This is a genomic window from Bradyrhizobium sp. USDA3516 (genome assembly GCF_057651995.1).
Genome location: NZ_JBYGYN010000007.1, coordinates 20,453 through 34,866, shown reverse-complemented (window position 1 = coordinate 34,866; position 14,414 = coordinate 20,453). Strand labels below are relative to the sequence as shown.

At 65.4% G+C, this 14,414-nt stretch carries 13 protein-coding genes and 1 tRNA gene; 6 read left to right on the top strand and 8 right to left on the bottom strand.

The window, feature by feature from the left end; all coding sequences use genetic code 11:
- Window positions 1-57: 57 nt before the first annotated feature.
- Complete coding sequence (proB, locus tag AC24YW_RS21910) at window positions 58-1,179, bottom strand: glutamate 5-kinase (protein ID WP_487484662.1); 1,122 nt, start codon at window positions 1,177-1,179, stop codon at window positions 58-60.
- A 216-nt stretch (window positions 1,180-1,395) separates the two neighbouring features.
- Between proB and AC24YW_RS21905 the strand changes: the two genes are divergently transcribed.
- Complete coding sequence (locus AC24YW_RS21905; RefSeq protein ID WP_487484661.1) at window positions 1,396-2,361, top strand: Bug family tripartite tricarboxylate transporter substrate binding protein; 966 nt, start codon at window positions 1,396-1,398, stop codon at window positions 2,359-2,361.
- A gap of 134 nt (window positions 2,362-2,495) precedes the next feature.
- Here the strand turns inward: AC24YW_RS21905 and AC24YW_RS21900 are convergent, their stop codons facing one another.
- The 3 genes from AC24YW_RS21900 to AC24YW_RS21890 form a co-directional block, all read right to left on the bottom strand.
- A complete protein-coding gene (locus AC24YW_RS21900) occupies window positions 2,496-4,130 on the bottom strand; it encodes an alkaline phosphatase family protein (RefSeq protein ID WP_487484660.1) in 1,635 nt (544 codons plus the stop codon).
- A gap of 217 nt (window positions 4,131-4,347) precedes the next feature.
- Window positions 4,348-5,388 carry a GTPase ObgE gene (gene obgE / locus AC24YW_RS21895; RefSeq protein WP_487484659.1) on the bottom strand — a complete coding sequence of 347 codons (1,041 nt, stop codon included), beginning with the start codon at window positions 5,386-5,388 and terminating at the stop codon, window positions 4,348-4,350.
- An 85-nt stretch (window positions 5,389-5,473) separates the two neighbouring features.
- Window positions 5,474-5,956 (bottom strand): MaoC family dehydratase, encoded by a 483-nt coding sequence (locus AC24YW_RS21890; protein WP_487484658.1) that lies wholly within the window; start codon window positions 5,954-5,956, stop codon window positions 5,474-5,476.
- Between the two features lie 271 nt (window positions 5,957-6,227).
- Here AC24YW_RS21890 and AC24YW_RS21885 point away from each other — a divergent pair, with 271 nt between their 5' ends.
- Window positions 6,228-7,142 carry a DMT family transporter gene (locus tag AC24YW_RS21885; protein ID WP_275519167.1) on the top strand — a complete coding sequence of 305 codons (915 nt, stop codon included), beginning with the start codon at window positions 6,228-6,230 and terminating at the stop codon, window positions 7,140-7,142.
- Window positions 7,143-7,173: 31 nt separating this feature from the next.
- On the opposite strand, the gene AC24YW_RS21880 is transcribed toward AC24YW_RS21885, so the two are convergent.
- The 3 genes from AC24YW_RS21880 to rplU all read right to left on the bottom strand — a co-directional run bounded on the left by AC24YW_RS21880 (window position 7,174) and on the right by rplU (window position 8,669).
- Complete coding sequence (locus tag AC24YW_RS21880) at window positions 7,174-7,767, bottom strand: GNAT family N-acetyltransferase (protein WP_487484657.1); 594 nt, start codon at window positions 7,765-7,767, stop codon at window positions 7,174-7,176.
- Window positions 7,768-7,915: 148 nt separating this feature from the next.
- Window positions 7,916-8,185 (bottom strand): 50S ribosomal protein L27, encoded by a 270-nt coding sequence (rpmA, locus tag AC24YW_RS21875; RefSeq protein WP_197962363.1) that lies wholly within the window; start codon window positions 8,183-8,185, stop codon window positions 7,916-7,918.
- A gap of 103 nt (window positions 8,186-8,288) precedes the next feature.
- A complete protein-coding gene (gene rplU, locus AC24YW_RS21870) occupies window positions 8,289-8,669 on the bottom strand; it encodes a 50S ribosomal protein L21 (protein WP_487484656.1) in 381 nt (126 codons plus the stop codon).
- Window positions 8,670-9,001: 332 nt separating this feature from the next.
- On the opposite strand from rplU, the gene AC24YW_RS21865 reads away from it, so the two are divergent.
- Window positions 9,002-10,132, top strand: coding sequence for an ROK family protein (locus AC24YW_RS21865; RefSeq protein WP_487484655.1), 1,131 nt, complete (start codon window positions 9,002-9,004; stop codon window positions 10,130-10,132).
- Window positions 10,133-10,509: 377 nt separating this feature from the next.
- Window positions 10,510-10,599: transfer RNA gene (locus AC24YW_RS21860), tRNA-Ser, on the top strand.
- A gap of 33 nt (window positions 10,600-10,632) precedes the next feature.
- Here the strand turns inward: AC24YW_RS21860 and AC24YW_RS21855 are convergent.
- Window positions 10,633-11,544, bottom strand: a complete 912-nt coding sequence (locus tag AC24YW_RS21855; protein ID WP_487484654.1) for a LysR family transcriptional regulator — start codon at window positions 11,542-11,544, stop codon at window positions 10,633-10,635.
- Window positions 11,545-11,655: 111 nt separating this feature from the next.
- On the opposite strand from AC24YW_RS21855, the gene AC24YW_RS21850 reads away from it, so the two are divergent.
- Window positions 11,656-13,296, top strand: coding sequence for an FAD-dependent oxidoreductase (locus AC24YW_RS21850; RefSeq protein WP_487484653.1), 1,641 nt, complete (start codon window positions 11,656-11,658; stop codon window positions 13,294-13,296).
- Between the two features lie 47 nt (window positions 13,297-13,343).
- Window positions 13,344-14,324, top strand: a complete 981-nt coding sequence (locus AC24YW_RS21845; RefSeq protein ID WP_487484652.1) for a Bug family tripartite tricarboxylate transporter substrate binding protein — start codon at window positions 13,344-13,346, stop codon at window positions 14,322-14,324.
- The last annotated feature ends 90 nt before the right edge of the window (window positions 14,325-14,414 follow it).

Sequence of the window (14,414 nt, the reverse complement as noted above, 5' to 3'; positions counted from 1 at the left end):
TGGCCTAGCTCCGGCGTGATGGCCGGGACAAGCCTGGGCATGACGGCTTGTTCGGCCCTACCCGCCCACCACCAGATCGTCCCGGTGGATCATTTCCGCGCGGCCGCTGATGCCGAGGATGGTCATCACGTCGGGGGAGGAGCGGCGCTTGATCCGCTCGGCATCATCGGCGTCATAGGCGACCAGGCCGCGGCCGACCTCGCTGCCGTCGGGGCCGCGCACGATCACGGCATCGCCGCGGGCGAACTGGCCCTCGACCTTGACCACGCCGGCCGGCAGCAGGCTGGCGCCGGCGCGGAGCGCCGTCACGGCACCGGCGTCGATGGTCAGCGTGCCCCTCGGCTCCAGCGTGCCTGCGATCCAGCGCTTTCGCGAGGTGATGGGATTGGCCGGCGTCAGGAACCAGGTGCAGCGGCCGCCATCGGCGATCGCCTGCAAGGGATGCTCGATCTTGCCGGAGGCGATCAGCATATGCGTGCCGCCGGTCGTGGCGATCTTGGCGGCCTCGACCTTGGTGCGCATGCCGCCACGCGACAGCTCGGACTCGGCATCGCCCGCCACCGCCTCGATTTCCGAGGAGATGCCGTCGACGACGGGAATGAGCTTTGCGTTCGGGTTGTTCTTCGGCGGGGCGTCGTAGAGCCCGTCGATGTCGGACAGCAGCACCAGCAGGTCTGCGCTCGCCATGGTCGCGACCCGCGCGGCGAGGCGATCATTGTCGCCATAGCGGATCTCGGTGGTCGCCACCGTGTCGTTCTCGTTGATCACGGGGATCGCGCGCCATTCCAGCAGCTTGCCGATGGTGGAGCGGGCGTTGAGATAGCGGCGGCGCTCCTCGGTGTCCTGGAGCGTCACCAGGATCTGGCCGGCGCCGATGCCGTGCGCCCCGAGCACCTCCGACCAGATCCGCGCCAGCGCGATCTGACCGACCGCGGCCGCGGCCTGGCTCTCTTCAAGCTTCAGCGGGCCGCGCGGCAATTTCAGCCGGCTGCGGCCGAGCGCGATCGAGCCGGAGGAGACGACGAGGACGTCGCGTCCTTCCTGGTGCAGCTTGGCCATGTCGTCGGCGAGCGCGGCGAGCCAGGATGCGCGCACCTCGCCCTTGTCGGAATCCACCAGCAGCGCGGAGCCGACCTTGACGACGATGCGGCGGAATTGACTGAGTTCGGGGCTGGCCATGTAAATATGTGGGTTGGCGCGCTTGGGCGATCTGCTCTTGCATTGGAAACGGCGGAGCGAGAGGGCGGCGCCGGTGAGGCCTGCTTTTGCAGCAGGACGAGGGCCGGCGCAAGGCGGCCGGAATGGTAAACGGCGCGGTCCGATCTCGTGTTTGGCCTTGTTTCGGACGCCAGTGCGGTTCTAATGCCGGCAATGAAATGGTCGGGAGGGAAAAGCATGGATCGCCGCACATTCATGGCCGGATGCCTCGGCCTGCCGCTGTTCGCGCCGGCGGGCGGGGCGCAAGCGCAGGCGGGGCTGACGAAGATCATCTTCCCGTTCGCGGCCGGAGCCGGTGGCGACACGCTGTGCCGGCTGCTCGCGCAGGAGATGGCGCCGGTGCTGCAACGGACCGTGGTGGTCGAGAACCGCACCGGCGGCGACGGCCTGATCGGCATCAAGGCGGTGAAGGGCGCAAGCCCCGACGGCAGCATGGTGCTGGTGACGACAGGGCCTACGATGTACCTGCTGCCCATGGTCGAGGCGACGCCGAGCTTCGACACGGCCAGGGATTTCATGCCGGTCTCGTTGCTGGCACGGTTCGAATTCGCGCTGGTGATCGGCCCCGGCATCGATGCTGCCGATCTCAAGGCGTTCGTGGCGTGGTTGAAGTCGCATCCGGACAAGTCGTCGTTCGGCGTGCCCAGCAACGGCACGATTCCGCATTTCATGGGCTCCAGGCTCGAGAAGGATTTTGCCATTCCCCTGACCCGCGTGCCCTATCGCGGCAGCGCGCCGATCCTCAACGATCTCGTCGGCGGCCACATCTCGTTCGGGATCACCACGCTGGCGGACGCGCTGCCGCAGCATCGCGCCAAGGGCGTGAAGATCATCGCGGTCGCGAGCGCGGAGCGTTCGCCGTTTGCGCCCGACGTGCCGACGCTGAGGGAGAGTGGCATCGATCTCGTTGCTGACGCCTGGTACGGCATGTGGCTTCCCGCTGGCAGCCCGCCGGAGTTTGCGAGCAAGCTCGGGGCCGCCGCCGCAACGGCGCTTGCCAAGCCGGAGGTGAAGGAGAAGCTGACGGCGATCGGGATGATTCCGGTCGGCAGCAATGCGGATGGATTAAAGAAGGAGCTCGCCGCGAACATCGCGCTGTGGCAGCCGATCGTGAAGGCGACGGGCTACAAGATCGAGAATTGAATCTCCGCCGCGCCTGTACTCCATCGTCATGGCCGGGCTTGACCCGGCCATCCACGTGCGTCCGCGCTCGCCGTAAGACGTGGATGCCCGGGTCAAGCCCGGGCATGACGAGCTGAGAGAACTGCGCTCCGGACTCACATCTTCGCGCGCTGGGCGATGCCGTCCTTGATCGCGGCAAGCTCTTTCTCATCCCAGATGCCGATCAGGACGCCGTTCTTCACCTGCAGCTGATTGTCCGCATAGGCCGCGATCTTCTCGCGCGGCGTGGTGATATGGCCGCTGGGATGCAGCGCCCAGTCGAACAGCTCGGCCTGCAGCCGCGCGATGATGTCGGCGCAATCGGGGTCGTCACCGCGATCGACATATTCCTCCGGATCGGTTTCGAGGTCGTACAGCATCGGGCGAAAGCCGGAGGCGTGGATGTATTTCCAGCGGCCGTCGAACACCATGAACAGGCGGCAGCGTTCGATCGGCTGGTTCAGCTTCAGCCGCACGTCCTGCATGGAATAGTCATACTCGGAGAACGCCACCTTGCGCCAATCCGGCGGCGTGGGCCCGCGCAGCAGCGGCAGCAATGACCGTCCTTCGAGGATGTGGCCCGGCACCTTGCCGCCGAAATAATCGACGAAGGTCGGCGCGAGATCGATTCCCTCGACCAGTGCGTCGCTGCGCGTGCCGCGCGTGGCGTCGGCTTCCTTTGAGGGATCGATGATGATCAGCGGGATCTTCGCCGATTGTTCGTGGAACAGGTCCTTCTCGCCCATCCAGTGATCGCCGAGATAGTCGCCATGATCGGAGGTGAACACGATCATCGTGGTGTCCAGGAGATCGCGTTCCTCCAGAAACTTCATCAGCACGCCCATCTGGTCGTCGATCTGGGTGATCAGGCCCATATAGGTCGGGATCACCTTCTCGCGAGCATCGTCGCGCGCCATGTTGCGGGAGTAGCGCATGTCCATGTAGGCGCCGAACACCGGATGCGGATTCTGCCGCTCGCGCATCGAACGGATCGCCGGGATCATGTCGGCGGTCGAATACATGCTGGCATAGGGCTCGGGCGCGATATAGGGCCAGTGCGGCTTGATGTAGGAGAGATGCAAACACCAGGGACGGCCGTCGGTCTCGGCCTCGCTGATGAAGTCCATCGCGCGCCGCGTCATGTAGGGCGTCTCGGAGTGCTCATCGGGCACGCGCGCGGCCTTGTCGGCATGCACCAGCAGCCAGCCGTTCTGCAATGAGCCGTCTTCCGCCGCGCCGGAATTGGCCCAATGCTCCCAGGGATTGGTGGCTTCAAAACCGTGCTTACGCAGATACTCGTCGTATTTCGGCCGGGGCCGCCCGGTCGGATGCAGGCCGTCGTCGCGCTCATAGGGCTCGAATCCGCATTCGGCGACATGCACGCCGATGACGGATTCCGGCGGGATGCCGAGCGCCTTCATGCCTTCGATATCGGGGGCCATGTGGGTCTTGCCGACCAGCACGTTGCGCACGCCGATCTTGTTGAGATGATCGCCGAGCGTGGGCTCACCGACCCGCAGCGGCCAGCCGTTCCAGTGCGAGCCGTGCGAGCGCATGTAGCGGCCGGTGTAGAACGACATCCGCGACGGACCGCAGATCGGCGATTGCACATAGGCCTTCGTGAACAGCACGCCGCGCTTTGCCATGGCGTCGATGTTCGGCGTCTTCAGCGTGGGATGTCCGGTGCAGCCGAGATAGTCATAGCGAAGCTGGTCGCACATGATCCAGAGAACGTTCTTCGCGCGCGCCATGCGTCATCCCTGCAGTTTCTTGATTGTTCGATGCTGCGCTATCGCGGGCGCGAAGACAAGCCAGCGCTCAAGTTCGGCTGTGCCACCAGGACCGAACCTCATCCTGCGGAGCCCGCGCAGCGGGCGTCTCGAAGGACGGCCGCAGGTGAGGGCCGGGCCATCATGGTCCGAGACGCGGGTTCCGCGCTCCTCACCATGAGGGTCTCTCAGCGATCTATTAAGCCGACCAGGGCTCCGCTTCCGCCGCGCTCTTTGCTTTCGCCGACACCGGGCTCTCGCCGATGACGTCGGCCAGCGCGCGCAACGCTTCCTTGACGCCCTGGCCGGTCGCGCCTGACAGCAGCAGCGGCGTCTTCTTGGCGGCGCGCTTCAGGCGGTCCTTCTGCTTCTTGAGCTCGTCCGGCTCGACCGCGTCGATCTTGTTCAGCGCCACGATCTCGAGCTTGTCGGTGAGCTGGCCGCCATAGGCATCGAGCTCGGTCCGCACCGTCTTGTAGGCCTTGCCGGCATGCTCGCAGGTGGCGTCGACGAGATGCAAGAGCACGCGGCAGCGCTCGACATGGCCGAGGAAGCGGTCGCCGAGGCCGGTGCCTTCATGCGCGCCTTCGATCAGTCCGGGAATGTCGGCCAGCACGAATTCGCGGCCGTCGGCATTCACGACGCCGAGCTGCGGATGCAGCGTGGTGAAGGGATAGTCGGCAATCTTCGGCTTTGCGGCGCTGACTTTGGAGAGGAAGGTTGACTTGCCGGCATTGGGCATGCCGACAAGGCCAGCATCCGCGATCAGCTTCAGCCGCAGCCAGATCCAGCGCTCTTCGCCGGGCTGGCCGGGATTGGCATTGCGCGGTGCGCGATTGGTCGAGGACTTGAAATGCGCGTTGCCGAAGCCGCCATTGCCGCCTTCGGCCAGCACGAACTTTTCGCCGACCTTGGTGAAGTCGTGGATCAGCGTCTCGCGGTCCTCGTCGAAGATCTGCGTGCCCACGGGAACCTTCAGCACGATGTTCTTGCCGTTGGCGCCGTGGCGGTCCGAGCCCGAGCCGTTCTCGCCCTTTTGGGCCTTGAAATGCTGCTGGTAGCGGTAGTCGATCAGCGTGTTGAGGCCGTCGGCGACCTCGATGATGACATTACCGCCGCGGCCGCCATTGCCGCCGGAGGGGCCGCCGAATTCGATGAACTTCTCGCGGCGGAACGCCACGCAGCCGTTCCCGCCGTCACCGGAGCGGATATAGACCTTTGCTTCGTCGAGGAATTTCATGGGCCATAGGTAGGCCAGCCGGCCCCCTGCGGCAACCCGGATTGGTGCGCAAATCGGCCGAAATTCCGCGAATTGGGGCCCTTGCTTAACCCGTCGGCCGCCGCCGGATCAGGAATTTCTGCGTGCCCTCGAGCACCAGCTCCTTGCGCTGGTTGAACACGGTGCTGCGCAGCGTCACCACGCCGGTGGTGCGCCCCGGCACGAGCTCAATGACTTCCAGGGCAGGATAGAGGGTGTCGTCGGCGAACACCGGTTTGAGGAACCGGCTCGACTGCTCGAGGAAGCCGACCAGGGAGTCCTCGACCATGAACGGAAACAGGCCGGCGCCGGGCGCGGTGTGGATCAGGGTCTGGAAGCCGTGGGCGAGCAGATGCGGCATGCCGCGGGCGCGGCAATATTCCACGTCGTAGTGCACGGGATGGGTGTCGCCGCTCGCGGTCTGGAATGCGGCGAATACCGCCGAAGTCTGGGTGCGGCTCGGCAGCACGAAGCGTTCGCCGACGACGAAATCCTCAAACCAGCGTTGCGTCGGGATCATGCGATGCAGGGCCGGATCGAAATCGGTCATGGCTTAGCTCTCTTCTTGGCTCTCTCGTCGATATGGCCGGTATCGCTACCGCGATGCGAAGAGTGCGACAATCCGTTCAATTCGGCGTTGTGGGCTTGTCCCGGCGGCTCACGTCATTAAAACGACCGCAAGCGACACTATGCGCCGATTTCCTGATGCTCTCTCCGCGTCATTGCGAGCGCAGCGAAGCAATCCAGACTGCCGCCGCGGAAAGATTCTGGATTGCTTCGCTGCGCTCGCAATGACGAGATCTCGGATCCAGACTCATTCAATGCCCCTGTTCAAGAATCTCTCCGCCTATGACGATCGCTCCGCGCGCCTGGCCGGCATCGGACTCATGGTGCTGTCGATCTTCATGTTCTCGTTCGGCGATGCCATGGGCAAGTTCCTGGTCGGGACCTATTCGGTGGGGCAGCTCTTGTTCCTGCGCGCCTGCGCGGCGCTGTTGCTGCTGTCGCCGCTGATCTGGAAGCAGCGTCACCAGTTTCTGCATCTGGAGCGGCCGGGGCTGCAGCTGGTTCGCGTCGTGCTGTCGACGCTGGAGGTCGCGGCCTTCTTCCTCGCCACCGTCTATCTGCCGCTCGCCGACGTCATCACCTATTATCTCGCCGGCCCGATCTTCGTCACCGCGATGTCGGCGATCTTTCTGGGCGAGAAGGTCGGCTGGCGGCGCTGGACCGCGATCCTGATCGGGTTCTGCGGTGTGCTGATCGCACTCCGCCCCTCGGCGCAGACGGTCAGCCTGCCGGCGCTGATCGCGCTCGGTGGCAGTCTTTCCTTCGCAACCCTGATGCTGATCACGCGCAGCCTGCGCAAGACGCCCGACATCGTGATGGCGTCCTCGCAATTCGTCGGCACGTTTTCGCTGGGCGCGGTGCTGTCGGCGTTCAATTGGGTGCCGCCGACGCCCGGCAGCCTCGTGATCTTCGCGCTCGCCGGATGCGTTTCGGTGACGGCGCTGTTTTGCGTCAACCGTTCGCTCAAGCTCGCCCCGGCCAGCGTCGTGGTGCCCTATCAATATTCGATGATCGTCTGGGCCGTGATCTTCGGCTTCGTCGTGTTCGGCGACGTGCCGTCGATCGCGACACTCGTCGGCGCCGCAATCATCATCGGCGCCGGGTTCTACATTTACCTGCGCGAGCGCGATCTGGGACGTGAGAGCGACGAGGTCAATCCGCCGGCGTAACTCTTACCCTCCCCCTCCAGGGGAGGGTAAGTTACCGCACCCTCCTCGCACTGCTCCAGCTCTTCAGCGAGGCCCACACGCCGCGCGAGAGGCGGAAGCAGTCGACGGGCGTCGAGGATCCCAGCGCCAGGAAGCGGTGCAGCTGCACGCCGGTCCACTGGAAGCCGCACTTCTCCAGCACCTTGCGCGAGGCCGGATTGGTGACGCGCGCGCCGGCGTAGAGGTGCTCGTCCTCGAACTCCTCGAAGAAGAAATCGATCGCGCCGCGCGCGGCCTCGGTGGCGAAGCCCCGGCCCCAATGCTCGACGCCGAGCCAGTAGCCGAGCTCGGCATTGCCGGGCCTGGAGCAATCGACACCGACCATGCCGACCGGCCCGCTATCGTGCTCGATCAGGAACACCGTCTCGCTGCCGAGCCCGGCGGTGGCGCGGATGAATTCGGCGGCGTCGTCCTGCGAATAGGGATGCGGCAGGCGGCGCGTGTTCTCGGCGACGCGGCGGTCGTTGGCGAGCCGGACGATGGCCCTGACGTCGGCCAGCGTCGGTTGCCGCAAGGTCAGCCGCTCGGTGGCGACGACGCCGGGTCTCGCCTCGGCCAAGGTCACGCTCGAGAAATCCTGCAACATGTCCGGCTCCGTGAAAGTCACTAATTCAAAGTGAGCAAAGAAAAGGGGAGGCCGGTTTCCCGCCTCCCCTTGGAGCCTTCGATCTCTTGCGATCTCTAGGACTCCGCCGGTTCAGTCGGGACCGGCGGATTCCAATTTGATCCACCGTCTATTCAGCAGCCTCGGCAATCGGGAGCACCGATACGAAGGTGCGGCCGCCTGCTTTGGCCTGGAACGCAACGCGGCCCTCGATCTTGGCGAACAGAGTGTGGTCCGTACCCATGCCGACATTGAGGCCGGGATGCCAGGTCGTGCCGCGCTGACGCGCAATGATGTTGCCGGGCGTGACGATCTCGCCGCCGAACGCCTTGATACCGAGGCGTTTGCCCTTGGAATCGCGACCGTTGCGCGATGAACCGCCTGCTTTTTTGTGAGCCATGGCTCGTCTCCGAAATCCTGCGTAGTTCTAGGTCAATTCCTTGACGGAATCATTTCAAAATCTCTCACGCATCAATTCGTGAATTGGCGTGATCGGTTCTGCGTTACTCGGCGGCTTCCGCTGCCGGCGCCGCCTTCTCCTTCTTCGGACGCGGCCCCTTGGTGGGCTTGGCGCCGTCGGTGAGAATCTCGCTGACGCGCAGCACGGTGATCTCGTCGCGATAGCCGCGCTTGCGGCGCGAATTCTTGCGGCGGCGCTTCTTGAAGGCGATGACCTTGGGGCCGCGCTTGTGATCGAGCACCTCGACCGCGACGGACGCGCCTGCGACCGTCGGAACGCCCAGCACCGGCGTGTCGCCGCCGACCACCAGAACTTCATTCAACTGCACGATCGAGCCGACTTCGCCTTCGATCTTGCCAACTTCGAGAACATCATCCGGCACGACGCGGTATTGCTTGCCGCCGGTTTTGATGACTGCGAACATCGTTCTTTCTCCGTGTTCAATCCCGGCCTCGGGACGCCAAGCGTCCGGGTCGGCTTTTTGTCAGTCGCTATGGGTTTATCTGCGTTTTGTGCGGGTGGGAGTTATCCCTTTGAAAACCCACGCAAAAACAAGCGGCGCGAGAAACGCCCCGCGCCGGCTGTGGGATTTATAGCGGCCGAGCGCGCCAAGTCAAGGACAACCGCCGGAAAAGGCCCGGATTTGAAGGCTTTGGCCGCGCTGAAAGCGCGCAGCCGAATCTCGGGCGGGCTTTGCAACAAACGGGTTCCCACGCAGTTGTCTCGGCCGGAACAGGCAAGCGGGCAAGGGCTCTCATGGCAACAGACGAACTGGTCAAAACAACGGGCATTGCCCAGCATGGCGCCGAGCGGCTGCCGTCGGTCGATGTCGACAGCTTCAACATCGAGATCAAGGACGAGGACGGCTTTCTCGGCGACCGCGCCAGCAAGGGCGCGTTCCGGGAGGTCCTCGAGCGCTGGCGCAAGCCGCTGCGCAAGACGGGGGAGGACCCGTTCGGCAAGATGCCGACGGAGGAGATCAACAAGAAGACGCTGGACGCCATCCTGGTCGGCGACGACACCGAGGCCTCGGCCGTGGTGCACAGCGCGATCGAGGATTTCTCCCAGGAGCTCGCCTATGTCACCCGCCGCTTTCTCAAGACCAAGGCCTGGGCCAAGACCGAGCGCATCGTCGTTGGCGGCGGCTTTCGCGATTCCAGGCTCGGCGAGCTCGTGATCGCCCGCGCCGAGATCATCCTGAAATCCGAGGATTTCAAGATCGACCTGCAGCCGATCCGCCATCACCCTGACGAAGCCGGCCTGATCGGCGCGCTGCACCTCGCGCCGTCCTGGATCTTCGAGGCCCATGACAGCATCCTCGCCGTCGACATCGGCGGCACCAACATCCGCTGCGGCGTGGTGGAAACCGGCTGGAAGAAGGCCAAGGATCTGTCCAAGGCCAAGGTGGTCCATGCGGAGCTGTGGCGTCACGCCGACGACGAGCCGACGCGCGAAGGCGCGGTGAAGCGGCTGACCAAGATGCTGAAAGGGCTGATCACGGAAGCCGAGAACGAAGGCTACAAGCTCGCGCCGTTCATCGGCATCGCCTGTCCCGGCGTGATCAACCCGGACGGCTCGATCGAGAAGGGCGCGCAGAACCTGCCCGGCAATTGGGAAAGCAGCAAGTTCAACCTGCCGGCGAGCCTGATCGAGGGGATTCCTGAGATCGGCGAGCACGACACCGCGATCCTGATGCACAATGACGGCGTGGTGCAGGGTCTCTCCGAAGTGCCGTTCATGCAGGACGTCGACCGCTGGGGCGTGCTCACCATCGGCACGGGCCTCGGCAATGCCCGCTTCACCAACCGCCGCAAGGAGAGCGGAAAGGACAAAGACCGGGATTCCACGGAGAACGGCAAGAAAAAGGGTAAGGCGGACAAGGAGTAACCTTGACCGGTTAGGTTAAGGGACGGATTGCGTTGCGGGCCGGCTGCCGCACGCTAGGGTCGAATCGTCGCTTCCACTCGGCCGGCGAAGCCGCCCTTCACGGCCAGTATTTCAACGAGCGGCACGGGACCGCCAGTGTTTACCGCGTCTGGCGGTCCCACCCCCTGTTTCCGAACGTGATTTGAATCCCAGAAGGGCGCCCGAGACAAGCGCGCCAAAGCCGCAACTGGCCGCCCATTCCCTGCGATCATGACGGAAAGCCGGGACAGCGGGCGAAAACAGGCAGCGGATTTTCCCTTTCGCGCCTTGTCTGGCCCGCCATCCTCGCCTATTAACGCCCCCAACCACAGGGGCCCGGCTCCTATATGGCGCCTTCAGGAGAGGTGGCAGAGTGGTTGAATGCACCGCACTCGAAATGCGGCATAGGTGCAAGCCTATCGGGGGTTCGAATCCCTCCCTCTCCGCCAGTTAACCATCAGCTTCTCGATAGCTCCGCAAAATCAGCCTGATGCCTGCGCTCCTCGCGCCGCCAGCACCATCCGCGCCGTCGCCACGAAGGCCTGCGCCGCCGGCGACAACGTTCGGCCCTGGCGCTGCAGCAGCGACACGGGCCGGGTGAGGGCGGGGCGCACCAGCGGTCTTGCGATCAGTGTCGGGAACTGGTCGGCCGGCAGCATCGTCGCGGGCAGGATGGCGAGACCGAGGCCCTGCGCCGTCATGGCGAGGGCGGTGTTGATCAGGGTCACTTCGTAAGTCGGATCGAGGCGCTTGCCCTGCGCGCTCAGGGCCTGATCGATCTGCATGCGGATGCGTGTCTCGCTGCGCATCGCAATCGTCGGCAGTTGCACCAGCTCGTCCCAGGTCAGGGACCGCCGCGCGGCGAAGTCCGCGGTGCGGCGGCCGATCGCGCTCAGGCGGCCGCTCGTCAGCGTCTCGATCGTCATGTCCGCGAATTCGCCCTCCGCGCTGCCGATCGCGAACTCGGCATCGGTCGTGCTCAGGCGCGGGACGAGATCGTCGGCGGCGACATCGCGCATGTCGATCTCGATGTCGGGATGGCCAGCGCGGAATTTCGCCAGCACCATGGGCAGCAGCGCCGACGCGGTGCCGGCCGAGGCGAGAAACACGACCCGGCCGGCGCGGGCCTGCGCGAGATCACGCATGCGGCGCGACAGGCCTTGCGCATCGCTCAGCATGCGCTCGGCCGCGGCGAACGCTTCGCCCGCGGCCAGCGTCGGCTGCACCGAACGCGTGGAGCGGTCGAACAGCTTGACGCCGAGCTGGGCCTCGAGCTGCTGGATCAACAGGCTCGCCGCCGATTGCGTGATGCCGAGCTCGCGGGCGGCCCGCGTGATGCTGCGCGTCCGGTACACCCCGGTGAAGACCCGCAACTGGCGCAAGGTGACATTCATAGCGAACGCTCATGAATTGATGAGTTCTTTCCGACTTATCGCATGAACGGACCTGCAATAAAATGCAGGTTGTGCGGGGCAACGAATCCCGCGGCGATGAAGGAAACGAGCATGAGAGCACAAGTGCTGGTGGTGGGGGCCGGGCCCGTCGGATTGACCGCGGCGATGGACCTCGCTTCGCGCGGAATCGATGTCGTCGTCGCGGAAATCCGTCACGCCGGCGATCCGCCCAGCGTCAAGTGCAATCACGTGTCGGCGCGCTCCATGGAGATTTTCAGGCGGCTCGGCGTCGCCGCTCGCTTGCGCGATGCGGGGCTCCCTGCGGACTTTCCCAACGATTGCTCCTATCGGACCACGGCGACCGGGATCGAGCTTTGTCGCATCGACATTCCCTCGCGCGCGCGCCGCTACAGCGCGACCGGTGGCCCCGACACCTGGTGGCCGACGCCCGAGCCGCCGCACCGGATCAACCAGGTCTATCTCGAGCCGATCCTGTTCAGCCATGCCGCGGCACAGCCGCGCATCAAGATCCTGGCGCGCACGGAAATCACCGACATCGCGCAGCACGACGATCATGTCGTCGCGCTGGCGCGCGATCTCGACAGCGGAGATTCGCTCCGCATCGAAGCCGGCTTCGTGATCGGCTGCGACGGCAGCCGATCCCTCGTCCGCAAAGCGATCGGTGCCAGCCTGTCCGGCACGCCGGTGATCCAGCGCGTGCAGTCGACCTTCATCGAAGCGCCGCAGCTGAAGGAGCTAATGGGAGCGCACAAGCCGGCCTGGATGGTGCTCTCGCTCAATCCGCGCCGCTCCGGCACCGTGGTTGCGATCGACGGCCACGACCGCTGGCTGATCCACAATCATCTCAAGCCCGACGAGCCCGAGTTCGACTCGGTCGATCGCGACTGGGCCATCCGTGTCATCCTCGGCGTCGACGAGCGCTTCGAGTATCGCGTGCTCAGCAAGGAGGATTGGGTCGGACGGCGCCTCGTGGCCGATCGCTTCCGCGATCGCAGGGTCTTCATCTGCGGCGACGCCGCGCATCTGTGGATGCCCTATGCCGGCTACGGCATGAATGCCGGCATTGCGGACGCCGTCGATCTCTGCTGGCAATTGGCGGCGCATCTGAACGGCTGGGCGCCGGCTGCGATCCTCGATGCCTACGAGGCGGAGCGACAGCCCATCACCGAGCAGGTGTCGCGCTTTGCGATGGATCATGCGATGAAGATGATGGCGCAGCGCGGCGACGTACCTTCGGAGATCGAGGACGACACGCCGCGCGGCCACGCGGCGCGCGCGGCGCTGGCGAAAGCGGCCTACGATCTCAACGTGCAGCAATATTGCTGCGCCGGCCTCAACTTCGGCTATTATTACGACGCCTCGCCGATCATCGCCTATGACGGCGAGACGCCGCCACCGTATGCGATGGGCAGCTTCACGCCCTCCACCGTGCCGGGCGCCCGCGCGCCGCATCTGTTCCTGCGCGACGGACGCTCGCTCTACGATGCCTTCGGCCCCGGCTACACCTTGCTGCGGTTCGACCCGGCCATCGACGTGACGCGGCTGCAGGACGCCGCCAAGGCGCGTGGCGTGCCGCTCGCGCTGGTCGACGTCGCGCCGGAGGAGGCGAACGGCGCCTACGCCGAAAAGCTCGTGCTGGCGCGGCCCGACCAGCACATCGCCTGGCGCGGGCAATCCGCGCCGGAGAATCCGCTGGGCCTGCTGGCACGTATCACCGGCGCTGCGGCGTAACACGACGAACAAACCGACTTTCAAGAACAGAACGCAAGGAGGAGACCGTGTTTCACGTCGCAAGGCGCCACATCCTGGCCGCGCTGACGGCCGCTGCTTTCGTAGTGTTGCCGCCGGCGGCGGCCCGCGCCGCCTATCCCGAGCAATTGATCAAGATCATCGTGACCTTCCCGCCCGGCGGCAGCGCCGACACGGTCATCCGCGCGCTCGAGCCGCTGGTCACCGCCGAGCTCAAGCAAGGCCTCGTGATCGAGAACCGCGCCGGCGCCGGCGGCAACATCGGCATGGCCGCGGTCGCGCAGGCCAAGCCCGACGGCTACACGCTCGGCGTGGCGCCGGCCGGCGCGCTGACGGTGAATCCGCACCTCAACGCCGCGATGCCGTTCGCGCTGAAGGATCTCGCGCCCATCACCTTGCTCGCGGAAATCCCCTTCGTGCTGGTCGCATCCGCGAATGTCCCCGCGCGCACACCAGCGGAGACCATCGCGCTCGCCAAGGCGAAGCCGGGTGGGCTCTCGATCGGGCATGGCGGCAATTCGACGGCGATGCATCTGACCGCCGCGCTGTTCACGCAGAGAAGCGGGATCGCGATGGAGCTGGTGCCGTATCGCGGCACGGCGCCGGCGGCGGTCGACGTTCTCGCAGGCCATGTCCCGTTCGCGGTGCTGGATATTCCGGCATCGCGGCAATTGATCCTCGAGGGCAAGCTCAACGCGATCGGCGTCTCCTCCGCGCGCCGCCTGGCGTCGCTCCCCGATGTGCCGACGCTGGCCGAGAGCGGCATGGCCGGTTTCGAATCCGTCGGCTGGTTCGGGCTCGTCGCTCCCGCCGGCACGCCCGCGGATGTCATCGCCCGGCTGAACGAGGCCTTCACCAAGGCGCTGAAGGATCCTGCCGTGGCCGAGAAGATCCGCACCCTCGGCGCCGAGCCTGCGCCGACCTCGCCCGAGCAGTTCGGCCGCTTCATCGACAGCGAAAGCACGAAATGGGGCAAGCTGATCAGCGAGGCCGGCATCAAGGCAAACTAGAGCGGAATGGCTTCAGGTCGAATCGATTGTCGCGGCTCGTGATGGGCAGAAATGCCGCGGCATCGGCAGTGTGCCTCCCCCGCTTGCGGG